The organism is Arthrobacter sp. KBS0703 (assembly GCF_002008315.2).
Lineage (GTDB): Bacteria > Actinomycetota > Actinomycetes > Actinomycetales > Micrococcaceae > Arthrobacter.
Genome location: NZ_MVDG02000001.1, coordinates 3,139,526 through 3,166,193, shown reverse-complemented (window position 1 = coordinate 3,166,193; position 26,668 = coordinate 3,139,526). Strand labels below are relative to the sequence as shown.

General features: G+C 63.7%; 11 protein-coding genes, 3 rRNA genes and 1 pseudogene. 8 read left to right on the top strand and 7 right to left on the bottom strand.

Annotation, left to right across the window (positions count from 1 at the left end; all coding sequences use genetic code 11):
* Positions 1 to 30: 30 nt before the first annotated feature.
* Positions 31 to 2,649, bottom strand: coding sequence for an alpha-glucan family phosphorylase (glgP, locus tag B1A87_RS14630; protein WP_185982339.1), 2,619 nt, complete (start codon positions 2,647 to 2,649; stop codon positions 31 to 33).
* Between the two features lie 188 nt (positions 2,650 to 2,837).
* On the opposite strand from glgP, the gene B1A87_RS14625 reads away from it, so the two are divergent.
* The 7 genes from B1A87_RS14625 (at position 2,838) to B1A87_RS14595 (ending at position 17,043) form a co-directional block, all read left to right on the top strand.
* Positions 2,838 to 4,853: an alpha-1,4-glucan--maltose-1-phosphate maltosyltransferase gene (locus B1A87_RS14625; RefSeq protein WP_078029978.1), complete on the top strand. Its 2,016-nt coding sequence runs from the start codon at positions 2,838 to 2,840 to the stop codon at positions 4,851 to 4,853.
* A 6-nt stretch (positions 4,854 to 4,859) separates the two neighbouring features.
* Positions 4,860 to 6,656, top strand: coding sequence for a maltose alpha-D-glucosyltransferase (gene treS / locus B1A87_RS14620; protein WP_078029979.1), 1,797 nt, complete (start codon positions 4,860 to 4,862; stop codon positions 6,654 to 6,656).
* 1 nt (position 6,657) lies between these two features.
* A complete protein-coding gene (locus B1A87_RS14615) occupies positions 6,658 to 10,383 on the top strand; it encodes a 1,4-alpha-glucan branching enzyme (protein WP_078029980.1) in 3,726 nt (1,241 codons plus the stop codon).
* 495 nt (positions 10,384 to 10,878) lie between these two features.
* Positions 10,879 to 12,405 (top strand): 16S ribosomal RNA (locus tag B1A87_RS14610).
* Positions 12,406 to 12,957: 552 nt separating this feature from the next.
* Positions 12,958 to 16,095 (top strand): 23S ribosomal RNA (locus B1A87_RS14605).
* A 223-nt stretch (positions 16,096 to 16,318) separates the two neighbouring features.
* Positions 16,319 to 16,435: ribosomal RNA gene (gene rrf / locus B1A87_RS14600) — 5S ribosomal RNA — on the top strand.
* Together the 16S, 23S and 5S rRNA genes form the textbook arrangement of a ribosomal RNA operon.
* A gap of 113 nt (positions 16,436 to 16,548) precedes the next feature.
* Positions 16,549 to 17,043 carry an SRPBCC domain-containing protein gene (locus tag B1A87_RS14595; RefSeq protein WP_078029706.1) on the top strand — a complete coding sequence of 165 codons (495 nt, stop codon included), beginning with the start codon at positions 16,549 to 16,551 and terminating at the stop codon, positions 17,041 to 17,043.
* Here the strand turns inward: B1A87_RS14595 and B1A87_RS14590 are convergent.
* Together B1A87_RS14590 and B1A87_RS14585 are read right to left on the bottom strand one after the other, a co-directional pair.
* Positions 17,040 to 18,068 carry a LacI family DNA-binding transcriptional regulator gene (locus B1A87_RS14590; RefSeq protein WP_078029705.1) on the bottom strand — a complete coding sequence of 343 codons (1,029 nt, stop codon included), beginning with the start codon at positions 18,066 to 18,068 and terminating at the stop codon, positions 17,040 to 17,042. The two genes, B1A87_RS14595 and B1A87_RS14590, sit on opposite strands and share 4 nt — an antisense overlap.
* Before the next feature lie 4 nt (positions 18,069 to 18,072).
* A complete protein-coding gene (locus tag B1A87_RS14585) occupies positions 18,073 to 19,821 on the bottom strand; it encodes a glycoside hydrolase family 13 protein (RefSeq protein ID WP_078029704.1) in 1,749 nt (582 codons plus the stop codon).
* A 216-nt stretch (positions 19,822 to 20,037) separates the two neighbouring features.
* Here B1A87_RS14585 and B1A87_RS14580 point away from each other — a divergent pair, with 216 nt between their 5' ends.
* The gene (locus B1A87_RS14580) at positions 20,038 to 21,408 is read left to right on the top strand and encodes an FAD-binding oxidoreductase (RefSeq protein ID WP_078029703.1); all 1,371 of its coding nucleotides are present in this window, start codon (positions 20,038 to 20,040) and stop codon (positions 21,406 to 21,408) included.
* Positions 21,409 to 21,422: 14 nt separating this feature from the next.
* Here the strand turns inward: B1A87_RS14580 and B1A87_RS14575 are convergent, their stop codons facing one another.
* The 4 genes and pseudogenes from B1A87_RS14575 to B1A87_RS14560 form a co-directional block, all read right to left on the bottom strand.
* Positions 21,423 to 22,841 carry a DUF4032 domain-containing protein gene (locus B1A87_RS14575; RefSeq protein WP_078029702.1) on the bottom strand — a complete coding sequence of 473 codons (1,419 nt, stop codon included), beginning with the start codon at positions 22,839 to 22,841 and terminating at the stop codon, positions 21,423 to 21,425.
* A 165-nt stretch (positions 22,842 to 23,006) separates the two neighbouring features.
* Entirely contained in the window at positions 23,007 to 24,089 is a 1,083-nt protein-coding gene (locus B1A87_RS14570) for an ABC transporter ATP-binding protein (RefSeq protein WP_078029701.1), read from the bottom strand.
* 249 nt (positions 24,090 to 24,338) lie between these two features.
* Positions 24,339 to 25,166, bottom strand: coding sequence for a trehalose-phosphatase (gene otsB / locus B1A87_RS14565; RefSeq protein ID WP_078029700.1), 828 nt, complete (start codon positions 25,164 to 25,166; stop codon positions 24,339 to 24,341).
* Positions 25,156 to 26,659 (bottom strand): annotated as a pseudogene (locus B1A87_RS14560) (trehalose-6-phosphate synthase). Before B1A87_RS14560 ends, otsB begins: the two are co-directional and overlap by 11 nt.
* Between the last annotated feature and the right edge of the window lie 9 nt (positions 26,660 to 26,668).

The following is a 26,668-nucleotide window of genomic DNA, read 5'->3' as shown; positions in this document are numbered from 1 at the left end:
CGGCCACGTCAGGAAGCGCGAGGAGGCTGACTAGGCGTTGACAATCAGCCCCAGTTCGGCCTTGGATGCCAGCGCCTCGTGCTTGGGCAGCACACGGACGGTGTATCCGAAGGACCCGGAGCGGTCGATGACGATGGACCCGGTGAAGAGGTGGCGGCCGCTGCCGAGTTCCTCCTTCGGCTCCAGTTCCACAAAGGTCACGTTGGCGAGTTCGTCGTTTTCCTCCGCCTGGCCGTAGGCCACCTCCACGGACACATCGTTGGGCGACAGGTTGTGCAGCCCCACGTAGGCGTTGACCTGGAGCGAGTCACCGATCTGCGGCTCCTCGGACACTCCCATGGAGTCCACGTGCTCCACGTGGAGGTGCGGCCATGCCGCACGGACCTTGGAGACCCAGGCTGCGAGTGCCTTGGCCTGGGCGTAGGAACCGGCCACCGCGTGCCGGCCCGAGATTGCGGCGGGCCTGTACAGGATGTTGACGTAGTCCTGCAGCATCCGTTCCGCCGAGACGGCAGGGCCCAGGTGGGCCAGCGTGTGCTTGATCATCGACACCCAGTGCGTGGGAATCTTCTCCTGGCCGGAGTCGGAGGGCCCGGCAGCGCCGGCCGATTCGGAGACGGTGTTGCCGTAGAAGCGCGGCGCCACCTGCGACTCGAGCAGCTCATAAAGCGCGGCTGCCTCGATGTCGTCCCGTTCCTCGGCGGAAGCGCCGTTGTTGGCGGTCGGGATCGCCCAGCCGTTCTCGCCGTCGTACATCTCATCCCACCAGCCGTCGAGCACGGACAGGTTGAGGGACCCGTTGATGGCCGCCTTCATACCGGACGTGCCGCAGGCTTCCAGCGGACGCAGCGGGTTGTTGAGCCAGACGTCGCAGCCCGGGAACAGTGTCCTGGCCATGGCGATGTCGTAGTTCGGCAGGAACACGATGCGGTGGCGGACCTTCGGGTCATCCGTGAAGCGGACCAGGTCCTGGATCATCTTCTTGCCGGCGTCGTCCGCCGGGTGCGACTTCCCCGCGATGACCAGCTGGATGGGGTGCTCCTTGTGCAGCAGGAGGGCCTTCAGCCTCTCCGGCTCGCGCAGCATGAGGGTCAGCCGCTTGTACGTGGGCACGCGCCGGGCGAAGCCGATGGTGAGGACATCCGGGTCCAGCACCGAGTCGGTCCAGCCCAGCTCGGCGTCGGCGGCGCCGCGCTTCTTCCAGGCCGCACGCAGCCGGCGCCGGACATCCTCGACGAGCGAGACCCGCATCTCGCGCCGGAGCGCCCAGACCTCGGCGTCGCTGACGTTGTAGGCGAGGTCCCAGCGGCCCATGACTTCGGCTTCAACGCCGAATCGTTCACGGGCGAGTTTGGAAATCCTGGAGTCCACCCAGGTGGGAACGTGCACGCCGTTGGTCACGGAGGTAATGGGCACCTCGGAGTGGTCGAATCCCGGCCAGAGCGCGGAGAACATGCCCCGCGACACCTCACCGTGGAGCTTGGCCACGCCGTTGGCCCGCTGCGCAAGCCGGAGTCCCATGACGGCCATGTTGAAGAGGAAGGGGTTTCCGTCAGCAAAGTCTTCCCGGCCGAGGTCCAGGATCCGCGACATGGGAACGTCCGGAGCAAGGCCTGCTTCGAAGAAATGCTGTATCTGCGCCGTTTCGAAGCGGTCGATTCCGGCCGGAACGGGAGTGTGCGTGGTGAACACGGTGGACGCGCGTCCCGCGGCGAGGGCCTCGTCGAACGTGAGGGCCTCTTCCCCGGCCATCAGCTCCTGGATCCGCTCGATGCCCAGGAACCCGGCGTGGCCCTCATTGGTGTGGAAGACCTCCGGCGCGGTGGTCCCGGTCAGCCGCTGGTAGACCCGCAGCGCCTTCACGCCGCCCATGCCCAGCAGGAGTTCCTGCTGCAGCCGGTGGTCGCCTCCGCCGCCGTAGAGGCGGTCGGTGATGCCGCGGGCGGCGTCGTCGTTGCCCGGAACGTTGGAGTCGAGCAACAGAAGGGGGACACGGCCGACGTCGGCACGCCAGATGTGTGCCAACAGGCGCCGTTCGTTGGGCAGCGGCAGGGCAATCTGGATGGGCTTGCCGTTGCCGTCCGCGGAGGGCTCGCGCAGCAGCGTCAGCGGCAGGCCGTCCGGGTCAATCACCGGATAGGTTTCCTGCTGCCAGGCGTCGCGGGACAGGGACTGCTTGAAGTAACCGGCCTGATAAAGGAGTCCCACGCCGATCAGCGGCACGCCCAGGTCGGAGGCCGCCTTCAGGTGGTCACCGGCGAGGATGCCGAGGCCGCCCGAGTACTGGGGCAGGACTTCGGTGATGCCGAATTCGGGGGAGAAGTACGCAATGGAGGCAGGGGCGTCATTGCCCAGGCTCTGGTACCAGCGGGGCTCCTGGAGGTACCGGTCGAGGTCCTCGGCCGCCGCCTGCACACGGGCCACCACATTCGGGTCAGTGGCCAGCCGGTGCATTTCCTCGCGGCCCACAAGTCCCAGGAAGCTCACCGGATCGTTGCCGCTTTCAGCCCACACTTTGGGGTTGAGACCCTCGAAGAGTTCCCTCGTGGGCCGGTGCCACGACCAGCGAAGGTTTGTGGCCAGACGGGCAAGCGGCCGGATCGGTTCGGGAAGAACGGTACGGACGGTAAATCTGCGGATTGCCTTCACCTGCGCCACACTAACCGACAAGATGAACGGCAGGAACCGCATTCGATTACTTTCCGGTAAATGACGAGTCACTTCACAAATTAAGATCGCACGCTTAGCAATTCGCCCGGATTCTCGCTAACGTCGAGCCTGTGACGACAAACACGCGAACCAGCGCCCCATCAAAGCAAACGCCGAAAGTTTCGATCATGGATGGCCTCCGGTTTGGCCGTTTCCCCATCACGGACGTTCAGCCTGTTGTCGAAGGGGGGAAGTTCCCGGCGAAGGCCCTCCCGGGCGAGGGAATCGTGGTTAGCGCCCGGTCCTTCCGCGAAGGCCATGACCAGCTTGGCGTGAGCGCGGTCCTCCTGGATCCGAAAGGCAAGGAACGCCAGCGGGTGCGCCTGCAGCCCCCGGCCGGGGATCGCGGCAAAGGCACGGACCTCTGGGAGGGCATGCTGACGCCGTCGTCAACCGGCAACTGGTCCTTCGTCATCGAATCCTGGCACGACCGCTACGGCACGTGGCACCACAATGCCGAGGTCAAGGTCGAAGCGGGCATCGACGTCGAACTGATGCTGGACGAAGGGGCCGCGTTGCTGTCCCAGGCCGCCGAAGATACTTCGCGCAACTCCGACGACAGGCGAACGCTCCGCACCGCCGCCTCCGTGCTGTCCGACACGGCCCTGTCCGCCGAGGAGCGCCTGGCTGCGGGTTTCGGCGAGGACGTGGCCGCCGTCGTCGGCCGCGAGCCCATCCGCGATCTGGTCACTGTCTCCGAAGCTTTTCCGCTCCTGGTTGAGCGGGATCTCGCCGGCCGCGGTGCCTGGTATGAGTTCTTCCCCCGGTCGGAAGGCGCCGTGCGGGACCACTCGACGGGGGAGTGGACGTCCGGGAACTTCCGGACCGCGGCCAACAGGCTGGATGCCGTCGCCGGCATGGGCTTCGACGTCATCTACATGCCGCCCATTCACCCGATCGGCGTGCAGCACCGCAAGGGCCCGAACAACACCCTGATCGCCGGTCCCCAGGATCCTGGTTCGCCCTGGGCCATCGGTTCAAAAGACGGCGGTCACGACGCCATCCACCCGGAGCTCGGAACCTTTGACGACTTCGATGCCTTTGTGGCGCGCGCCAACGAACTCGGCCTGGAAGTGGCGCTGGACCTTGCACTGCAGGCGGCGCCGGACCACCCCTGGGTGCAGTCGAATCCCGAATGGTTCACCACCCGGGTCGACGGCAGCATCGCCTACGCGGAGAACCCGCCGAAGAAGTACCAGGACATCTACCCCCTCAACTTCGACAACGATCCCGAGGGCCTGTCCAAGGAAATCCTGCGCATCGTCCAGCTCTGGGTCAGCCACGGCGTGAAGATCTTCCGCGTGGACAACCCGCACACCAAGCCCGTGTGGTTCTGGGAATGGCTCATTGCGAAGGTCAACAAGAAGAACCCGGAAGTCGTGTTCCTGGCCGAGGCGTTCACGCGGCCCGCCATGATGCATGCGCTGGGCAGGGCCGGTTTCCAGCAGTCCTACACGTACTTCACCTGGCGCAACACCAAGAAGGAGCTCGAGGAGTACTTCCAGGAGGTCAGCCATGTGTCGCCGGCCTACTTCCGGCCGAACTTCTTCGTTAACACCCCGGACATCCTGACCGAGTACCTGCAGTACGGCGGGCCAGCTGCGTTCAAGATCCGGGCTGCCCTCGCTGCCACCGCCAGCCCGCTGTGGGGCGTGTACGCCGGCTACGAGCTGTACGAGCATGTGGCCAGGCCAGGGGCGGAGGAGTACATCGACAACGAGAAGTTCGAGTACAAGGCCCGCGACTGGGACGCGGCCAACGCGTCCGGCAGGACACTCGCGCCCTACTTGACCCGGCTCAACGAAATCCGGAAGGCGCACCCTGCGCTGGGTGACCTGCAGAACCTGACGCTGCACCACAGCACCGACGAAGCCACCATCGTGTACTCCAAGCACAAGACGCTTCCGGACGGCACCAAGGACACCGTCATCGTGGTGATCAACGTGGACCCGCACAGCACGCGGGAAAGCACGGTGTCCTTGGATCTCGCGGCCCTGCACCTGGACCCCGACGACCTCTCCGCGAACGGCGGATTCCGCGTCGATGACCTGATCTCGGGCGAGACGTGGGAGTGGGGCGAATACAACTACGTAAGACTCGATGCCCACGTTGAACCTGCACACATTCTGAACATCCGGAGGTAGCCTCAAGTGAGTTTCAGCCCGCAGAACCCGAGTCATCACTTCACACCCAAGAGCTCGTTCGAGCTCAATGCACCCGGATTGCAGCACGATCCCCTGTGGTACCGGAAGGCGGTGTTCTATGAAGTGCTGGTCCGGGGTTTTGCGGACGCCAACGGCGACGGCTCAGGCGACTTCCATGGCCTGATCGAGAAACTCGACTACCTGCAGTGGCTTGGGGTGGACTGCCTCTGGCTTCCGCCGTTCTTCCAGTCGCCGCTGCGCGACGGCGGTTACGACATCTCGGACTACAACTCCGTACTGGACGAGTTCGGCACCATCAGCGATTTCAAGCGGCTTGTTGCCGAGGCGCACGCCCGCGGCGTCCGGGTCATCATTGACCTGCCGCTGAACCACACCTCGGACCAGCACCCATGGTTCCAGGAGTCGCGGAAGGACCCGGACGGTCCGTTCGGGGACTTCTACGTGTGGAGCGACACCGACGAGAAGTACCAGGACGCCCGCATCATCTTCGTGGACACGGAGGAGTCCAACTGGACCTTCGACCCCATCCGGCGCCAGTTTTTCTGGCACCGTTTTTTCAGCCACCAGCCGGACCTGAATTTCGAGAACCCGAAGGTCATCGACGCTCTGTTCGACGTCGTGCGGTTCTGGCTGGACCAGGGGATCGACGGCTTCCGCGCAGACGCCATCCCGTACCTGTTTGAGGAAGAGGGCACCAACTGCGAAAACCTGCCCGCCACCCATGACTTCCTGCGCAAGCTGCGGAAAATGGTGGATGACAGCTACCCGGGCAGGGTGATCATCGCCGAGGCCAACCAGCCGCCCAACGAGGTGGTGGAGTACTTCGGCACCGAGGAAGAGCCCGAATGCCACATGGCCTTCCACTTTCCCATCATGCCGCGGCTGTACTACGCGCTGCGTGATCAGAAGGCCGCCCCGATCATCGAGACCATGCACGACACGCCCGAGATTCCGGAGGGCGCCCAGTGGGGCACGTTCCTGCGGAACCACGACGAACTGACGCTCGAAATGGTCACCGCGGATGAACGCGCGGCCATGCTCGGCTGGTACGCCCCGGACCCCCGCATGCGGGCCAACATCGGCATCAGGCGCAGGCTCGCGCCGCTGCTGGATAACTCCCGGGCGGAAATCGAGCTCATCAATGCCCTGCTGCTGTCCCTGCCGGGCAGCCCGTTTCTGTACTACGGGGACGAAATCGGCATGGGCGACAACATCTGGCTCGAAGACCGCGACGCCGTCCGCACCCCCATGCAGTGGAACCCGGACCGCAATGCGGGATTCTCCAATGCCGACCCCGGCAAGCTGTACCTGCCGGTCATCCAGTCGCTGGTCTACAACTACAGCATGGCCAATGTGGAGGCTGAAGCGGCACACTCCGGATCCCTGTTGCGCTGGACCCGCCAGATCCTGAGCGTCCGGCGCAACCACGCGGCGTTCGGCCTCGGCGGGTTCAAGCACGTCGAAGCCGACCACGACGTCGTCCTGGCCTACCTGCGCGAATTGCCGGAGGGCAACTCAGCCGGCGAGCCGGCCGAGTCCATCCTCTGCGCCTTCAACCTCTCGCAGCATCCGGTGGCGACAACGCTGAAGGTCCCGCAATTTGCCGGCCGCGGGCTCCGGGACGTTTTTGGCGGCCAGCCCTTTCCGGGCATTGGTGAGGACGGGAACCTGACACTGACCCTGGGCAGCCACGACTTCTTCTGGCTCCGGATCCGCTCGGCGTCCTCCAACCCGTCGTCCCCGTTCACCCAGGCGATGCCGATCCTGTCCATTGAGGGCTGACATGAGCCAATCCACCCTGACACCCACACTCGAAGAACTCCTCCGCAGCTGGCTGCCGCGCCAGCGCTGGTTCCCGGTTAAGTCTGCCGACTTTTCGCTGGATCCGGTGGGCGGACTCATCCTCACCGATGCCGCGGGCCAGGTGGGCCTTGAGGTGTTCCTCGCCGCCGTGGTTTCTGACACGGCCGACGGCGGCCGCCGCACCGATGTGGTGCAAGTGCCGCTGAGCTACCGCAGCGACCCCCTGCCCGGCGCGGAAGGCGCGCTGATCGGCGAAAGCGACCACCCCGAATTGGGTCACCGCTGGATCTACGACGCCGTTCACGACCGCGCGTTCATTGCGGCGTGGCTGGAACTCATGCGAACGGAAGGAGCCGCCGCCGCGGGCACGGCCAGCGGCCACCTGTCGGGCGCCGGCCAGCCCCTGCCGCGCGCTTCCGGGACGGTCAAGGTCCTCTCCGGTGAACAGTCGAACAGCTCGGTGATAGTGGACGACGGCGTCTCCGCGGCCATCGTGAAGTTCTTCCGCGTGCTTTCCCCGGGCCGGAATCCCGAAGTGGAAGTCGGGGCCGCACTTTCTGCCGCCCGGACGTCCGAGGTGCCGGCCACCCTGGGCTGGGTCACCGGCGAATGGGATGCCCCGGCGGGCCGTGCCGACGGTGAACTGGCAGTTGCCCATGAGTTCCTGGCCGGCGGCCGGGACGCCTGGCGGCTCGCCGTCGAAGCAGCCGGCGCGGGAGTTGACTTCACCGCCGAGGCCCACGCCCTGGGCCACGCAACAGCCATGGTCCACCGCCGGCTCGCGGAAACGCTTGGCGTATCTGCCGAGGCCGTCCCCGGCGGTGTCATCGCCCCCGGAGTAGCGCAGCGCATCCGCGAGGCATGGACGGAGGCGCGGGCCGCCGTCGGGCCTCATGAAGAGGGGCTGGAAAGCCTGCTCGCCACCCTCGACGGTGTCCCGGCCGGTGCCCTGCAGCGCATTCACGGCGACCTCCATCTGGGCCAGATCCTTCAGGTTCCCGGCAGCGGCGGAGCGGAGGACCGCTGGGCAATCCTCGATTTCGAGGGTGAGCCCCTGCGGCCCATCTCCGAACGCAACTTTCCCGACGTGCCGCTGCGGGACGTGGTGGGCATGCTGCGCTCCTTCGACTACGCGGCCGGTGCCGCCGAGCGGGAGCGAACCGATGCCCGCGTGCCGGAATCCTGGGTCGACGACTGCGCCGAGGCCTTCCTCGCGGGATATTCCGAGGTCACGCCTGGCACGATCGACCGGAACTCGCCGCTCTTTGTGGCATTGTGGCTGGACAAGGCGTTGTACGAAGTCGTTTATGAATTGCGGAACAGGCCCGGCTGGCTGGCCATTCCGGTCAATGCGTCCAGACGACTCCTCAGCAGTAAAGGCCCCGGCGAACCGGCCGGCGCCGCAGCGGAAGGTAAGAAGATGACAGGCTCTGCACATACCGACAGCCACCACGCGCCGTTACCCGTGGATGCGCAAACGCTCTCGCAGGTGGCGGCCGGCGAACACCATGCGCCACACTCGGTGCTCGGCGCCCACCTCGATGACTACGGCCACGTAACCATCCGCACCGTAAAGCACCTGGCCGAAGCGGTTAACGTGGTTACCGCCGCGGGCGCCCTGCCCATGGCCCATGAGGCCGACGGCGTGTGGGTTGCCGTCGTCGAGCCCCTCCAGGCCGGCCACGTGCCGGACTACCGCCTTGAGGTGACGTACGAGGGCGCGGGACCGGTGACCGTGGACGATCCGTACCGCTACCTGCCCACGGTCGGCGAAGTGGACCTGCACCTGATCGGTGAAGGCCGCCACGAGAAGCTCTGGGAGGTGCTGGGCGCGCATGTGCAGCACTACAAGTCCTCACTGGGCGACGTCGACGGCGTGTCCTTCGCCGTGTGGGCCCCCAATGCCGAAGCTGTCCGGGTCAAGGGCGACTTCAACGCTTGGGACGGCCGCGAAAATTCCCTGCGGTCCCTCGGTTCCTCCGGGGTGTGGGAACTGTTCGTCCCCGGCGTTTTAGCAGGGGCGTGCTACAAATTCGAAATCAAGGCCAAGGGCGGCTACTGGGTGGAGAAGGCCGACCCCCTGGCCTTCGGCACCGAGGTACCGCCGCTGACCGCGTCCCGAGTGGTCGAGTCCCACTACCGGTTCGAGGACGAGGACTGGATGCAGGCGCGCGCCGCCCGGGACCCCCACAACTCGCCCATGAGCGTTTACGAGGTGCACCTCGGATCCTGGCGCCTCGGCCTGAGCTACCGCGAGCTGGCCAAGGAGCTCGTGGAGTATGTGAAATGGCTGGGCTTCAGCCACGTTGAGTTCATGCCGGTGGCCGAGCACCCCTTCGGCGGCTCCTGGGGCTACCAGGTCACGTCCTACTTTGCTCCGACCTCCCGCTTCGGCCACCCGGACGAGTTCCGCTACCTGGTGGACGCCCTCCATCAGGCCGGCATCGGCGTCATCCTGGACTGGGTGCCAGCGCACTTCCCGAAGGACAACTGGGCCCTGGCGCAGTTTGACGGGCAGCCCCTGTACGAGCACGCCGATCCCAACCTGGGGGAGCACCCGGACTGGGGCACGCTGATCTTCGATTTCGGGCGCACCGAGGTCCGCAACTTCCTGGTCGCCAATGCGCTCTACTGGCTGGACGAGTTCCACATCGACGGCCTGCGCGTGGATGCCGTCGCGTCCATGCTGTACCTGGACTACTCCCGCGAGGAAGGCCAGTGGCAGCCGAACAGGTTCGGCGGGCGGGAAAACCTCGAAGCCATTTCCTTCCTGCAGGAAACCAACGCCACGGTGTACAAGACTCATCCCGGAGCGGTCATGATCGCGGAGGAGTCAACTGCATTCCCCGGCGTGACGGCACCGACCAGCCACGGCGGCCTCGGCTTCGGACTCAAATGGAACATGGGCTGGATGCACGATTCGCTCAAGTATTCCTCCGAGGATCCCGTCAACCGGAAGTGGCACCACGGCACCGTCACTTTCTCGATGGTCTATGCGTTCACCGAGAACTTCCTCCTGCCCATCAGCCACGACGAGGTTGTCCACGGCAAGGGGTCCATGCTCCGCAAGATGCCCGGCGACCGCTGGCAGCAATTGGCCAACCTCCGCGCCTTCCTCGGTTACCAGTGGGCGCATCCGGGCAAGCAGCTCATCTTCATGGGCACGGAATTCGGGCAGGAAGCGGAATGGTCCGAACAGCACGGTCTCGATTGGTGGCTGGCGGACATCCCCGCGCACCGCGGGCTTCAGCTGCTGACGAAGGACCTGAACGAACTGTACAAGTCCACTCCCGCGCTTTATGCGCGGGACAACGAGCCCGGCGGATTCCAGTGGATCAACGGAGCCGACGCGGACCGCAACGTCCTGACCTTCGTGCGCTGGGACACCGAGGGAAACCCGCTGGTCTGCGCAGTCAACTTCTCGGGCGGCCCGCACAAGGACTACGCATTGGGAGTACCCTCCACCGGTGCATGGACCGAAGTGCTTAACACCGACGCCGCCGCATACGGGGGATCGGGAGTCCTCAACGGCGGCACCTTGACGGCGGAGGACGAGGGCATCGACGGTCAGCCCGCAACCCTGACGGTCACTTTGCCGCCGCTGGGTGTTGCCTACTTCAAGCCGGCCGGTCCTGGTACAACTGCAGTCGGCTCAGCCGCTGCCGCGGACGGTGCCACCGCACTGCCGGGCGGACCGCTGACGTAAGCACCATGATGCGGGCAGCCAGCGGTGTCTAAGACGCCGCCGAAGGACCCCGCAAACAGGGCGACGAGAAGGCCCGGAATCCCCGTGATTCCGGGCCTTTTCGGCCCCTTCTGTGGCCGGGTTGGCCCCAGCGCAAAGTAGTGGTAAAGTTTATTTCCGCGCCGCTCCCCGGAGTTGGTCGGTACAGCAGCTAAGATGCCCAAGGCATCGACGAGCCGCAGACGCCGATTTGACACGGAGGAAGCGAGCGGGTAACTTTGAAAAGTTGCTCCGGAGCGATCCACGGCTGTTTGGTTGTGGTCGTGCCGGGTGTGTCTGTTGTTTGAGAACTCAATAGTGTGCCAAGTTTGTTGATACCGGTTTATTTTATATGAATTGGTTGAATTTGCCGGGCCCGCCACCCCGTGGTGTGGTCTGGTTTTGACAGCTGGTTTCAAATTTTGTGCAGGGTGCGTGTCCCGTTTTCCCGGGGGCGCATGTTGTGTCTGTTTTACTTCAACGGAGAGTTTGATCCTGGCTCAGGATGAACGCTGGCGGCGTGCTTAACACATGCAAGTCGAACGATGACCCGGTGCTTGCACCGGTGATTAGTGGCGAACGGGTGAGTAACACGTGAGTAACCTGCCCTTAACTCTGGGATAAGCCTGGGAAACTGGGTCTAATACCGGATATGACTCCTCATCGCATGGTGGGGGGTGGAAAGCTTTATTGTGGTTTTGGATGGACTCGCGGCCTATCAGCTTGTTGGTGAGGTAATGGCTCACCAAGGCGACGACGGGTAGCCGGCCTGAGAGGGTGACCGGCCACACTGGGACTGAGACACGGCCCAGACTCCTACGGGAGGCAGCAGTGGGGAATATTGCACAATGGGCGCAAGCCTGATGCAGCGACGCCGCGTGAGGGATGACGGCCTTCGGGTTGTAAACCTCTTTCAGTAGGGAAGAAGCGAAAGTGACGGTACCTGCAGAAGAAGCGCCGGCTAACTACGTGCCAGCAGCCGCGGTAATACGTAGGGCGCAAGCGTTATCCGGAATTATTGGGCGTAAAGAGCTCGTAGGCGGTTTGTCGCGTCTGCCGTGAAAGTCCGGGGCTCAACTCCGGATCTGCGGTGGGTACGGGCAGACTAGAGTGATGTAGGGGAGACTGGAATTCCTGGTGTAGCGGTGAAATGCGCAGATATCAGGAGGAACACCGATGGCGAAGGCAGGTCTCTGGGCATTAACTGACGCTGAGGAGCGAAAGCATGGGGAGCGAACAGGATTAGATACCCTGGTAGTCCATGCCGTAAACGTTGGGCACTAGGTGTGGGGGACATTCCACGTTTTCCGCGCCGTAGCTAACGCATTAAGTGCCCCGCCTGGGGAGTACGGCCGCAAGGCTAAAACTCAAAGGAATTGACGGGGGCCCGCACAAGCGGCGGAGCATGCGGATTAATTCGATGCAACGCGAAGAACCTTACCAAGGCTTGACATGGACCGGACCGCCGCAGAAATGTGGTTTCCCCTTTGGGGCCGGTTCACAGGTGGTGCATGGTTGTCGTCAGCTCGTGTCGTGAGATGTTGGGTTAAGTCCCGCAACGAGCGCAACCCTCGTTCCATGTTGCCAGCGCGTAATGGCGGGGACTCATGGGAGACTGCCGGGGTCAACTCGGAGGAAGGTGGGGACGACGTCAAATCATCATGCCCCTTATGTCTTGGGCTTCACGCATGCTACAATGGCCGGTACAAAGGGTTGCGATACTGTGAGGTGGAGCTAATCCCAAAAAGCCGGTCTCAGTTCGGATTGGGGTCTGCAACTCGACCCCATGAAGTCGGAGTCGCTAGTAATCGCAGATCAGCAACGCTGCGGTGAATACGTTCCCGGGCCTTGTACACACCGCCCGTCAAGTCACGAAAGTTGGTAACACCCGAAGCCGGTGGCCTAACCCCTTGTGGGAGGGAGCCGTCGAAGGTGGGACTGGCGATTGGGACTAAGTCGTAACAAGGTAGCCGTACCGGAAGGTGCGGCTGGATCACCTCCTTTCTAAGGAGCACCTACAGTCGCCTTGCCTCATGTATGTGAGTGTGGAGGGGTTGTCAGGAGTAAAGCCCGTTGCGCAGGCGATTGTTCTGCGGCGGGTGCTCATGGGTGGAATATCAACGGATAGCGGCCGCAGGTTCTTTTCCTTGCCCAGTACGGTTCCTCTCTTGAGGGGTGCCTGGAACGGTGGGGGCGGGTGCGTGCGGTTTAGTGTTTGGCACACTGTTGGGTCCTGAGGCAACAGGACCATGGCCCGCGGGCCGTCCCTTACGGGGGATGGTGCGGGGTGTGGGACTTGTGTTTCTGGTTTCCTGGCTGCACCGATCATGCATGGTGGTTTCTTCTTTTGGGAGGGGCTGGTGTGTGGGGTGTGTGGTACGGGGTTGTTGTTTGAGAACTACATAGTGGACGCGAGCATCTTTTATAAGAAGCAATTTCCAAGAATATGAACCTGGATCTGGCTGCGCGTGATGATGGCGCCCTTTTTGGGGTGTGGTTGTTGGGTGTGGTTGGTTTCTGTGGTTCTCTCGTAAATTAGCGTTTTTGATCTTTTGTGGTCAAGTTTTTAAGAGCACACGGTGGATGCCTTGGCATTAGGAGCCGAAGAAGGACGTAGGAATCTGCGATAAGCCTGGGGGAGTCGATAACCGGACTGTGATCCCAGGGTGTCCGAATGGGGAAACCCCGCCAGGGGCGCGAGCCACCTGGTGACCCGCATCTGAACACATAGGGTGCGTGGAGGGAACGCGGGGAAGTGAAACATCTCAGTACCCGCAGGAAGAGAAAACAATAGTGATTCCGTTAGTAGTGGCGAGCGAACGCGGATCAGGCTAAACCGTTCCATGTGTGATAGCCGGCGGGCGTTGCATGGGCGGGGTTGTGGGACTTTCCGTTCTGTCTCTGCCGGGACAGTGGGGTGAGGGTGCAGGTATAGGTGAACGGTCTTGAAAGGCCGGCCGTAGAGGGTGTGAGCCCCGTAACCGTAATGCTGTGCACCGCCTGGAGAGTATCCCAAGTAGCACGGGGCCCGAGAAATCCCGTGTGAATCTGTCAGGACCACCTGATAAGCCTAAATACTCCCTAATGACCGATAGCGGACCAGTACCGTGAGGGAAAGGTGAAAAGTACCCCGGGAGGGGAGTGAAACAGTACCTGAAACCGTGTGCTTACAATCCGTCGGAGCAACCGCGAGTGATCGCATAGTAGTTGTGACGGCGTGCCTTTTGAAGAATGAGCCTGCGAGTTAGTGTTACGTCGCGAGGTTAACCCGTGTGGGGAAGCCGTAGCGAAAGCGAGTCTGAATAGGGCGTTGCAGTGGCGTGATCTAGACCCGAAGCGAAGTGATCTACCCATGGCCAGGTTGAAGCGACGGTAAGACGTCGTGGAGGACCGAACCCACTTCAGTTGAAAATGGAGGGGATGAGCTGTGGGTAGGGGTGAAAGGCCAATCAAACTTCGTGATAGCTGGTTCTCCCCGAAATGCATTTAGGTGCAGCGTTGCGTGTTTCTTGCTGGAGGTAGAGCTACTGGATGGCTAATGGGCCCTACAAGGTTACTGACGTCAGCCAAACTCCGAATGCCGGTAAGTGAGAGCGCAGCAGTGAGACTGTGGGGGATAAGCTTCATAGTCGAGAGGGAAACAGCCCAGACCACCAACTAAGGCCCCTAAGCGTGTGCTAAGTGGGAAAGGATGTGGAGTTGCGAAGACAACCAGGAGGTTGGCTTAGAAGCAGCCATCCTTAAAAGAGTGCGTAATAGCTCACTGGTCAAGTGATTCCGCGCCGACAATGTAGCGGGGCTCAAGTACACCGCCGAAGTTGTGGCATTCACATATTTTCCAAGCCTTCGTGGTTCAGGAGTGTGGATGGGTAGGGGAGCGTCGTGTGGGCAGTGAAGTCGCGGTGTAAACCAGCGGTGGAGCCTACACGAGTGAGAATGCAGGCATGAGTAGCGAAAGACGGGTGAGAAACCCGTCCGCCGAATGATCAAGGGTTCCAGGGTCAAGCTAATCTGCCCTGGGTAAGTCGGGACCTAAGGCGAGGCCGACAGGCGTAGTCGATGGACAACGGGTTGATATTCCCGTACCGGCGAAAAACCGTCCATGTTGAACAGGGGATACTAACTGCCCGAAGCCTGCCCTATCACCCTTGTGGTGTGCGGGTTTTGGTGGAGCGCGGGACCTGATCCTGGGAGGCAAGCGTATTAACAGGTGTGACGCAGGAAGGTAGCCGAGCCGGGCGATGGTTGTCCCGGTCCAAGGATGTAGGGCGAACGGTAGGCAAATCCGCCGTTCATGATGCCTGAGATCTGACGGGACTCCCGTAAAGGGGGGATTCGGTGATCCTATGCTGCCTAGAAAAGCATCGGCGCGAGGTTTTAGCCGCCCGTACCCCAAACCGACACAGGTGATCAGGTAGAGAATACTAAGGCGATCGAGAGAATTATGGTTAAGGAACTCGGCAAAATGCCCCCGTAACTTCGGGAGAAGGGGGGCCCCAACCTTGAACACCACTTGCTGGTGGGAGGGGATCGGGGCCGCAGAGACCAGGGGGAAGCGACTGTTTACTAAAAACACAGGTCCGTGCGAAGTCGCAAGACGATGTATACGGACTGACTCCTGCCCGGTGCTGGAAGGTTAAGAGGACCGGTTAGCCGCAAGGCGAAGCTGAGAATTCAAGCCCCAGTAAACGGCGGTGGTAACTATAACCATCCTAAGGTAGCGAAATTCCTTGTCGGGTAAGTTCCGACCTGCACGAATGGAGTAACGACTTCCCCGCTGTCTCAACCATAAACTCGGCGAAATTGCAGTACGAGTAAAGATGCTCGTTACGCGCAGCAGGACGGAAAGACCCCGAGACCTTTACTATAGTTTGGTATTGGTGTTCGGAGTGGCTTGTGTAGGATAGGTGGGAGACGTTGAAGCCCGGACGCCAGTTCGGGTGGAGTCATCGTTGAAATACCACTCTGGTCACTTTGGACATCTAACTTCGGCCCGTAATCCGGGTCAGGGACAGTGCCTGATGGGTAGTTTAACTGGGGCGGTTGCCTCCTAAAAAGTAACGGAGGCGCCCAAAGGTTCCCTCAGCCTGGTTGGCAATCAGGTGTCGAGTGTAAGTGCACAAGGGAGCTTGACTGTGAGAGAGACATCTCGAGCAGGGACGAAAGTCGGGACTAGTGATCCGGCGGTACATTGTGGAATGGCCGTCGCTCAACGGATAAAAGGTACCTCGGGGATAACAGGCTGATCTTGCCCAAGAGTCCATATCGACGGCATGGTTTGGCACCTCGATGTCGGCTCGTCGCATCCTGGGGCTGGAGTAGGTCCCAAGGGTTGGGCTGTTCGCCCATTAAAGCGGTACGCGAGCTGGGTTTAGAACGTCGTGAGACAGTTCGGTCCCTATCCGCTGCGCGCGCAGGAAATTTGAGAAGGGCTGTCCTTAGTACGAGAGGACCGGGACGGACGAACCTCTGGTGTGTCAGTTGTACTGCCAAGTGCACCGCTGATTAGCTACGTTCGGATGGGATAACCGCTGAAAGCATCTAAGCGGGAAGCTCGCTTCGAGATGAGATTTCCATACACCTTGTGTGTGAGAGGCCCCCAGCCAGACCACTGGGTTGATAGGCCGGATGTGGAAGCGAGGACTAACGACTCGTGAAGCTGACCGGTACTAATAGGCCGATAACTTACACCACACACCACCCCGCAAACGGATTCAAAAGCGTTTGCACCCAGGGGCGGTAAGAAGAAACAAGACTGCTTGCGTCCACTATGTGGTTCCCAACCAACAAACCCGCACCACCGGTTTGTTGCACAGGAACCAACAACTACATAACAACACCACACCTGCCCCTTCACCGGGCAGGGATGTTGTAACCACAAATTTCCCAACCCCCAAAAGGGTTGCGGAGCAAGGGTTACGGCGGTCATAGCGTGGGGGAAACGCCCGGTCCCATTCCGAACCCGGAAGCTAAGACCCACAGCGCCGATGGTACTGCACCCGGGAGGGTGTGGGAGAGTAGGTCACCGCCGGACACTATTTATGGCTCAGGCCCCGACATCGTATGTCGGGGCCTGATCCTTTTAAGCCGCCAGTCCAGCGTGAAGCTGTCAGGCACCAAACGGGTATGGCGGTAGAGTTGGTGCCCATGGAAAACCTCTTCAGCCACGCCGCCGGCCCCGGCTCCAACGAGCCTGTTCCCGCCGAGGGCCTGGAGCCGGTGGTCTGCACCGCAGTAGTGCCCGGACCTGTGTCGCGGGCCTTCATAGGCTTCACCGACCACACGCACCTGTGGTGGCCGATGGAGACCAACAGCGTGTACGGCCCCGGCTCCTACGTCGAGTTCGAGGAGAACCTGATCCTCGAGACCGCGGACGACGGCAGGAGCGCGGCCTGGGGAACCATCGATGACTGGCAGCCTCCGCTGTCCTTCCACGCCTCCTGGTACCCCGGCACCACGGCACTATGGTCGACAGAGCTCAGGATTGCGTTCCGGGCTGTCGATGGCGGCACGGAGGTCCGCGTAGTGCACGACGGCTGGGAAGGCGCCGAGGACCCGGCCGGCACTCGTGCCAGCTACGAGAAGGGCTGGCCCGACGTCCTGGAACGGTTCGTACGGTTCATGGGCGGCGCCGAAGCCTAGGCCAGCGGCACAGCAGTACTGGACCTGATGATAAACCGGGTCGGATACTCGATGTCCTGCACCGCCTGGTCCGTTCCGCCGTCGAGCCCGTCCAGCAACAGGCGGACTGCCAGTGCACCCTGGCCGCGCGGATCCTGGTCAATGGTGGTGAGGCCGAAGAGCTCGCCGAGTTCGTGCCCGTCCATGCCGATGACGGACAGGTCATCCGGAACCCGAAGCCCGAAATCGCGGGCGGCGAGGATGGTGCCGATTGCCATCTCGTCGGAAGCGGCGAACACGGCGGTTGGCCGCTCGGAATTGCCGCCCAACGGAATGCCACCCAGCAGCGTGCGGGCGGCCGCGTAGGCACCCTGGACGGTGAAGTCCGCGGTTACGGTCCACTCCGGCCGCACACTGATCCCGGCGGCCAGCATGGCCGTGTCATAGCCGGCAAGGCGGGTACGGGGGATCTTAAAGTCCTGCTCGTACGCCGAACCCCCGGTCATATGAGCGATCCTGCTGTGGCCCAGGCCTATCAGGTGGTTCACCGCCGCCTCCGCGAGGCCGTGATCGTCGATGCGGATGGTGGAAGCCCCCGGCAGCGGGCCGCCGATTCCCACGATGGGGCGGTGGATCGCCAGCATCTGCGCGATCTCGGACTCGGTGAGCGCGAGCGAAACTGCTATGACCGCGTCTACCCGTTTGCGCAGCAGGAAGTCGTTGAGAACGCTCTGGCGGCGCGATGAGCCTTCAGTGATGTTGTACAGGGTCAGGTCGTAGCCGGCATCCAGCAGCGCAGCCGAGACCCCCTCCACCACCGAAGAGAAGTACCAGCGGTGGACGGATGGCACTACAAGGCCGATGTTGCTGTTTCGGCCGGAGGCGAGGCTTGAGGCCTGGTAGGACGGTACGAAGCCAAGGTCCGCGGCGGCCGCCCGGGCACGTTCCCGGCTCTTAGGCGACACGTGGCCCCTGCCGCTCAAGGCGCGCGAAACCGTAGCTATGGAGAGCCCGGCACGCTCCGCGACTTCCTTGATGCCGGTCATGTACCTAGCTTTCCGAGTCCTCTGCTGAAATCCGCAACCAAACGGTCTCTCCAGAGCTTATTCCATGCCAGCCGTCCGCCAATTCGTGGTCCGCGGAGGAGCTGCGGAGCAACACTTCGCCGGCCGGCAGTTCGAGGGACTCATTGCCCATATTCATGACCACCAGGACGTCGCCGTTCAGGAACGCCAGCGAAGAGCCCGTGCACCATTCCTCGGCCCAGGACAGGGAACCGCGCCCGAGGCCGAGTTCGCGGCGGGTCGCCAGCATGCGCCGGTAGAGGTTCAGGTGCGACGCCGGGTCCGCGGCCTGGGCGTCCCGGGCCAGTTCCGTAAAGCTCGCCGGTTGCGGGAGCCAGGGCTGCCCGCCGTCGCCGAAACCGTTGTGCAACTCCGAGGCGCGCCACGGCAGCGGGACGCGGCAACCGTCCCGTCCCAGCCGGGCGCCGCCGGTCCGAGCAAACGTGGGATCCTGCCGCTGGTGCTCCGGGATGTCGATGCCGTCAGGGAGTCCGAGTTCTTCCCCCTGGTAGAGGTAGGCGCCGCCCGGCAGGCCGAGCATGAACAAGGACGCGGCCGCGGCCCGGGACCGGCCCAGCGCGTGGTCCGGCTGGGGGTCCGACGGCCCGATCCCGTCGCCTTCGCGCGGTCCTGACCACTCGTAACCGAAGCGGGTGGCATGCCGGACGACGTCGTGGTTGGAGAGCACCCAGGTGCTCGGGGCACCCACGGCATCCAGCGACGTCAACGACTCCGTGACAATGGTGCGCAGGCGCTGGAGGTCCAGTCCGGCATGCAGGTACGGGAAATTGAACGCCTGGTGCATTTCGTCGGGCCGGACCCACTCGGCCAGCCGGGGAAGCGGGTCCACATTGGCCTCGGCGCAAAGGATCCGATCGGGTCCGTACTCCTCAAGAATCCGCCGCCAGTCCCGATAGATGTCGTGCAGGGCAGGCTGGCCGAACATCGGCGCCTCGTGGCCGGGAAATCCGTCTGAGCTGCTGCCGTCCGCGCGTCCGCCCCACTCCGGCAGTCCCGGCGCTTTGACCAGCGCGTGGGCGACGTCCACCCGGAAGCCGGAAACTCCCCGGTCCAGCCAGAAACGCAGGACTCGCTCAAACTCGTCATGGACAGCCCGGTTGTCCCAGTTGAAGTCCGGCTGCGAGGAATCGAACAGGTGCAGGTACCACTGTCCCGGCTCGCCGTCGGGCTCGGTGATGCGGGTCCAGGCTGAGCCGCCGAAGTGTGATTGCCAGTTGTTGGGCGGTTCCTCGCCGGTGGAGCCGGTGCCATCGCGGAAGATGAACATGTCCCGTTCCGGGCTGCCTGCGCCTGCGGCGAGGGCAGCCTGGAAATCGCGGTGCTGGTCGGAGCAGTGGTTGGGAACGAGGTCCACGATCACCCTCAGGTTCAGCCGGTTGGCCTCCGCGATCATTCCGTCGAAATCGCCCAGTGAGCCGAACAGCGGGTCTACGTCGCAGTAGTCGCTGACGTCGTACCCGGCGTCGCGCTGTGGCGAACGGTAGAAGGGGGAGAGCCACACGGCGTCTATGTCGAGTTCTGCCAGCTGTGGCAGCTCCGCCGTGACGCCGGCGAGGTCGCCGATACCGTCACCGTTCAGGTCGCGGAAGGACCGGGGGTACACCTGGTAGATGACGGCTGAACGCCACCATCCGTGGGCGTGGTCGGCAGCATGAACCGGTGTCAGGGAACCGGCAAAGGGGCTGGCGGTGTGCAGCAATGAGTCAACAGACATTGGGCCAGCTTAGAGGGGCTCAGTGCCAAAATGAAAGCGTTTCCAGTCAACAGCACCATGACAGTTTCCGTAAAGAGACCTACAGTATGCCACTTTCGCCAACACGAAACTGGAAGCGTTTGCAGACGAGGCGGGAGAACGGCGCGCAGGGATGCCCGCGGACCGCTGTATCCCACATCTAGACTGGGATCCACATGTGATCGAACGGGAGAGCCAATGGGCAGCATTGCTGAGGAACTCATTTCAGTCCTGGGGCCAGGGAAAGTACTCCGGGACGAGTCTGCCCTGGCCGCCTACGCGGTGGACCAGGCGCCGGTCTTGGATTACCAGCTGCCGCTTGCCGTGGTCTTGGCCGGGTCGGTGCCGGACGTCCAGGCGGCCGTCAGAACGTGCGCGGCCCACAACGCGCCGATCGTGGCACGCGGGGCCGGCACGGGTGTATCGGGCGGCGCGCACGCCAGTGAGGGATCCGTTGTCCTCAGCCTGGAAAGGATGAACCGGATCCTGGACCTGAATCCGGACGATGAGACCGCCGTGGTGGAACCGGGAGTGGTCAACGCCGACCTTAACGACGCCGCGGCACAGCACGGGCTGATGTTTGCCCCGGACCCGGCCAGTTTCCGGATGTCCACGATCGGCGGGAACGTTGCCACCAATGCCGGCGGTCTGCGGTGCGCGAAGTACGGCGTCACCCGGGATTCGGTGCTGGCGCTGGACGTGGTGCTCGCCGACGGCACCCTGATCCACACCGGCCACCAGACCTTTAAGGGCGTGGCAGGCTACGACCTCACCGGACTGTTCGTCGGTTCCGAGGGGACGCTGGGGATTGTGGTGGGTGTGACGGTCCGGCTCAAGTACCTGCCGCGCGAGGTGCACACCATCGCCGCGTTCTACCCCGACTTCCGGCAGGCCGCCGCGGGCGTGCTCGCCGTGGGCAAGTCCCGCGTGCAGCCCGCCATCATGGAACTGCTCGACGGCGGGTCCCTCACCCAGCTGGACGAGATCCACGGCTCGGACCTGGCCTCCCGCGGCGCCTCACTGCTCCTGATCCAGACCGACGGCTTCGGCGCGGCGGCCGAGGCCGACGTCGTGCGTGAAGTCCTTGCCGCGGGCGGTGCCGTCGTCACCACCGAAGCCAGTGAGGAAGCCGAGCAGCTGGTGGAGCTGCGGCGCAACAGCAGGGGCGTCGAAGTGGATGACCAGTACCGGGTGGGCGAGGACGTCGCGGTTCCGCGCTCTCGGCTCGTGGACTACGTGGCTGCCCTGGAATCACTCGCGGAGGTCCACGGCGTGAAGCTGAAGGTGGTGGCGCATGCGGGCGACGGGAACCTTCACCCCACCTTCTGGGTGGACCGTGTGGACGACCAGGTGGACGCGGACGCCATGCGGCGACTGAACAAGACCCTCGACGCGTCAATCGCGGTGGCGCTGGACATGGGCGGCACCATTACGGGCGAGCACGGCGTGGGGCAGTACAAGCTGCGCTGGCTCGGCCTGGAGCAGCCCGAGCCCATCCGCCAGCTGCAGCACCGGATCAAGGAACTCTTCGACCCCGCCGGACTCCTGAACCCGGGCAAGGCCATCTAGCCCCGCCGCAGCGTTCAGTCGTCGGCGTCGGGGTACTCGTCGATGGACTCTTCGTCGCCGTACCGGGATTCCTCGGTTTCCACTTCCAGGATCTTTAGCAGCCCGGTGTCCGGATTCAGCATGATGGCGGCCTCGTCGCGGCGGTGGCGCAGGATGGAATCGATGTAGGACTGGACGGCTTCCGCCAGCGGGATGTGGCGTTCCTGCTTCTCGGACATGTACCAGCGGTGTTCGAGCACCTCATGCACGGCCTCGGCGGGTTCGAGCTTGCCGGACAGGTCGCGGGGGATCGAACGGACGATCGGCTCGAAGATCTGGCTCACCCAGAGGTGCGCGCTGTACTCCTCGTCCATCTCCGGGTTGTTGTCCGCACGGAACGAGTCCATGTCGTTGAGCAGGCGGCGGGCCTGGTTCTCCTGGGCATCCAGCCCGGTCAGGCGCAGCAGGCGCCGCATGTGGTGGCCGGCGTCCACGACCTTCGGCTGGAGCTGGATGGTGGAACCGTTCTGGGTGGTCTTGATCGCGTATTCCTCGACGTCGAAGCCCAGTTCGTTGAGGCGCCGGATGCGGGCACCCACCCGCCAGCGTTCGCCGAGCTCGAAGGATTCCTTCTCGGTCAGCTCCGTCCAGAGGCGGCGGTAGCTTTCCATAATGAGCTCGCTGGTGGCCACCGGATCCACCTTCTCCTCGATCAGGCCGCCGTCGAGGAGGTCCATGAGCTCGCCGGCGATGTTGACGCGGGCGATCTCGAGGTCGTATTCGCGCTGGCCCGTGGACAGGTCTGGATAGAGTTCGCCGGTTTCCGCGTCCACGAGGTAGGCGGCGAAGGCGCCGGCATCGCGGCGGAACAGGGTGTTGGACAGCGAGACGTCGCCCCAGTAGAAGCCGATCAGGTGCAGGCGCACCATCAGCAGCGCCTGGGCGTCGATGAGCCTGGTCAGGGTGTCCTTGCGCAGCATCTGCGAGAAGAGGGCGCGGTAGGGCATGGAGAACTTCAGGTGGCGCGTGACGAGCACCGGGTTCAGCGGCCTGCCGTCGGGCGTGGTGCGCCCGGTGATAACGGCCACGGGCTCCACGCAGGGGACGTCCAGCCGGGCCAGCTTGCGGAGCATGTGGTATTCGTGGCGGGCTACGTGCTCTGACGTTTCCTTGATGGCGATGACGGAGCCGCCGAGGTGCGCGAACCGGACGATGTGCCGGGAGATGCCGCGGGGGAGCGCTGCGAGGTTCTCCGCCGGCCAGTCTTCGAGCGCGATGTGCCACGGAAGATCGAGCAGTTCCGGGTCAGCGGCGGCCGCCGTGATGTTCAGTGAACTGGCGACCGAGGACGCTTTCTCGTCATTGGCGCTGGCGGGCTCGAACCGCGGCAGTTTGCCGATCTGCCCGTAATCGGTGGGTTCGTCGTGCCACTGGGCGCTGTATTCCTCGGTCATGGGTCAATTCTTCCGTACGTTGGGGCGGCGTGCCTAAAGGCGTGCCAAAAAGACCGCAGGCAGCCGGTGCTTAACGGCCGACGGCGGCCCTTCCGGTTGGGAGGGCCGCCGTCGGTTGTTCCGGAGGTGCTCAGGCGGTTTCGACAGGCTCCACCGCCACGTGGACTAGTCGCCCAGGCGTTCGCCGGTCTTGGTGTCGAACAGGTGTACGTGGCCGGACTGCGGACGCACCCAGAGGGACTCGCCCTTCATCGGGGGGCGGCGGCCGTCGACACGGGCCACGATGTCGTGGGTCTTGCCGTCCAGCGTGGTGTGGCCGTAGACGTAGGCGTCGGCGCCGAGCTCTTCGACGACGTCGACCTCAACCTGCAGGCCTTCGCCCTGGGGAGCGGTCTCGAGGTCTTCGGGCCGGCTGCCCAGCGTGACGGTCTGGCCGTGCGCCTCTTCCAGGACATCGCGGGGCACGGGGTAGACGGTGCCGCCGAACTGGACACCACCGTCGACGACCGGAAGTTCGAGCAGGTTCATGGCGGGGGAGCCGATGAAACCGGCGACGAAGACGTTCTTCGGGCGGTCGTACAGGTTGCGGGGGGTGTCCACCTGCATCAGGAGGCCGTCCTTGAGCACTGCGACGCGGTCGCCCATGGTCATAGCCTCGACCTGGTCGTGGGTCACGTAGACGGTGGTGACGCCCAGGCGGCGGGTGAGGGAGGCAATCTGGGTGCGGGTCTGGACGCGGAGCTTGGCGTCCAGGTTGGAGAGCGGCTCGTCCATGAGGAAGACCTGCGGGTTACGCACGATTGCACGGCCCATGGCAACACGCTGGCGCTGACCGCCGGAGAGTGCCTTCGGCTTGCGGTCCAGGTACGGCTCGAGGTCCAGCAGCTTGGCGGCTTCACGGACGCGCTCGGCGCGCTCTTCCTTGCTGACGCCCGCGATCTTCAGGGCGAAGCCCATGTTGTCCGCAACGGTCATGTGCGGGTAGAGGGCGTAGTTCTGGAAGACCATGGCGATGTCGCGGTCCTTCGGCGGAACGTCGGTGACATCGCGGTCGCCAATGAGGATTCGGCCGGCGTTCACATCTTCGAGGCCTGCGAGCATGCGCAGGGAAGTGGACTTACCGCAACCGGAGGGTCCAACGAGGACCAAGAATTCGCCGTCGGCGATTTCGATGTTGAGCTTGTCAACAGCGGGCTTTTCTGTGCCCGGGTACAGACGCGTAGCGTTATCAAAAGTAACTGTTGCCACAGTTATCAATCCCTTCACCGGCAGGTACGTGCCGGACGATCCGTTGTGAATGGTTCATGTAATTCAGTTATGTACTGCTTGATGTACTCCCCGGCCGAAGCCGAGGAGTATCGCGTGACGCCGCACGGTTCCTGTGCGCCACATCACACCTAGAGTATGTCAGATTTATCTTTAATAGGTGCAAATGTTACGGGAGTCACATATGAGATTCCGCACAGCCCCGGCCGGCGGGGGCTGTGCGGGGGCGCGTCAGGACGCCGGTTCCACGGCCTTCCGGCGTTCCCGCAGCAGCGTTTCCAGCAGCTCGGCGACGTGCACCGGTGCCTCCACCCGGAACTCCGCCTGGGTGAAGTCCAGCCCCACTTTGACCCCGACGTCGTGCCGGCCCAGCCGGGCCAGGGCGTCCTCGTCAGTGGTGTCGTCGCCGGCGAAGAGCACGCCCGTGGCCCCGGTAGCCTGCCGGAGGAAGTCCACGCCCTCGCCCTTGGACGCGTGGACCACGGAGGTTTCAAGGACTCTCTTGCCGTTCTTGAGGAAGACGCCCTTGCGGTCCTGCAGCGCGGCCCGCGCCGCCGACACGGCGTCCTCTGCCACGTCGTCCTGCGCGAGCCGCGTGTGGAGGACGACGCCCGCGGGCTTGTCTTCCAGGACGGTTCCCGGTGCGAGGTCCACAATTTCCTCCAGGACGCTGCGCACCTCGGCCAGGAGTTCCCGCTGACCGGGGTCGAGCGTCAGCGGGGCCGAGCCGGGGCCCAGCCAGGCTTCGGCCCCGTGGCTGCCGATGAGCAGGGTCTCGTCCGGCGGCGAGGCGACAGCGCGCAGGCTATCCAGCGCCCTGCCGGAGATGAGGGCCGTCGTCGTCCTCGGAAGGGCCGCTAGCTCCGCAAAAGCAGCCGTGGACCGCGGAAGGGGGCGTGCGTCCCCGGCGTGGTCCACGAGCGGCGAGATGGTGCCGTCGAAGTCCATCGCGACCAGCAGGTGCTCGGTGCCCGCGATGCGCCGTATGGCGTCCAACAGCTCGGGTGGAAGCGAAAGCCGGGCTTCGCCCGTGCCGGGGCGGTCTGCCTCAGGAGTCATCGCGGATCACCTTTTCATTGAGGGCGTGCAGGAACTCGGCCGACCAGTAGTCGACATCGTGGTCCAGGATCTGCTTGCGCATGGAACGCATGCGGCGTGCCGACTCCTTGGGGGACATTCTGACGGCCCGCATGACCGTGTCCTTGAGGCCGTCGATGTCGTGCGGGTTCATCAGCAGCGCCTGCTTGAGCTGATCCGCCGCGCCGGCGAATTCGCTGAGGACCAGGGCGCCGTCGTTGTTGGTCCGGGCGGTGACGTATTCCTTTGCCACGAGGTTCATGCCGTCGCGGAGGGCGGTGACCAGCATGACGTCCGCGGCCAGGTACAGCGCCACCATTTCTTCGATGGGGTAGCTGTGGTGGAGGTAGCGGACCGCGGTGTTCTGAATGGTGTCGTACGTACCGTTGATGTGGCCTACGGTGCCTTCCACTTCCTCGCGCAGTAGGCGGTACTGCTCGACGCGCTCGCGGCTGGGGCTGGCCACCTGTATCAGCGTGGTGTCTCCTACCGTGAGTTTGCCCTCGTTGAGGAGCTCTTCGTAGGCCTTGAGGCGGTGGCGGATCCCCTTGGTGTAGTCGAGTCGGTCCACGCCCAGCAGGATGGTCTTGGGGTTGCCGAGGTCCTGCCGGATCTGGCGTGACCGTTCGATGATCTCCGGTTTCCGGGCCAGTTCGCTGATCTGCTGGACGTCGATGGAGATGGGGAAGGCCTGTGCGCGGGCGATATGCGTGACGCCGCCGTCGGCGCCCTTGACGTGGACCTGCTGCTGCTTGACGCTGGCGCCGAGGAAGCGCCTGGCCGAACGCATGAAGTTGCCGGCGTCGCTGCTGCGCTGGAAGCCCACGAGGTCCGCCCCCAGCAGGCCGTCGATAATGGCGTGGCGCCAGGGGAGCTGGGCGAAGATCTCCGGCGGCGGGAAGGGGATGTGGTTGAAGAAACCGATTCGCAGGTCCGGACGCGCTTCCCGAAGCATCCGGGGCACCAGCTGGAGCTGGTAGTCCTGGACCCAGACGGTGGCGCCGTGCCCGGCGTGGCGGACGACGGCCTCGGCGAACCTTTTGTTGACGCTGCGGTAGGCCTCCCACCAGGTTCGGTGAAACTCCGGCGGCGCAATGACATCGTGGTACAGCGGCCAGAGGGTGGCGTTGGAGAACCCCTCGTAATACAGCTCAACGTCGTCGGTGCTCAGCTGCACGGGGACAAGGTCCATGCCCTGTCTCTTATACACATCTAGATGTGTATAAGAGACAGCCGTGCCAGCCGACCCAGGCGCCGTCGGTCTTGGTCATCATCGGCGCGAGGGCGGTCACCAGGCCGCCCGGCGAGCGGCGCCAGCCGGACCCGTCGTCGCCCGGTTCGCCGGCTGCGCAGCGGTCCACGGGCAGGCGGTTGGACACCACCATGAAGTCGTATGTTGCAGCGTCGGAGTGTTCGCCCGACGCCGCCCCGGTTTCCGTTTTAGTATCGGATTTATCGTGGTCAGGTCGTTGCATTGCGGCCCC

Excerpts from the sequence above, each read along its gene's own strand:
- B1A87_RS14625 (WP_078029978.1), top strand. The coding sequence starts at position 2,838 with ATGGATGGCCTCCGGTTTGGCCGTTTCCCCATCACGGACGTTCAGCCT.
- B1A87_RS14615 (WP_078029980.1), top strand. The coding sequence starts at position 6,658 with ATGAGCCAATCCACCCTGACACCCACACTCGAAGAACTCCTCCGCAGC.
- B1A87_RS14595 (WP_078029706.1), top strand. The coding sequence starts at position 16,549 with ATGGAAAACCTCTTCAGCCACGCCGCCGGCCCCGGCTCCAACGAGCCT.
- B1A87_RS14590 (WP_078029705.1), bottom strand. The coding sequence starts at position 18,068 with ATGACCGGCATCAAGGAAGTCGCGGAGCGTGCCGGGCTCTCCATAGCT.
- B1A87_RS14585 (WP_078029704.1), bottom strand. The coding sequence starts at position 19,821 with ATGTCTGTTGACTCATTGCTGCACACCGCCAGCCCCTTTGCCGGTTCC.
- B1A87_RS14580 (WP_078029703.1), top strand. The coding sequence starts at position 20,038 with ATGGGCAGCATTGCTGAGGAACTCATTTCAGTCCTGGGGCCAGGGAAA.
- B1A87_RS14575 (WP_078029702.1), bottom strand. The coding sequence starts at position 22,841 with ATGACCGAGGAATACAGCGCCCAGTGGCACGACGAACCCACCGATTAC.
- otsB (WP_078029700.1), bottom strand. The coding sequence starts at position 25,166 with ATGACTCCTGAGGCAGACCGCCCCGGCACGGGCGAAGCCCGGCTTTCG.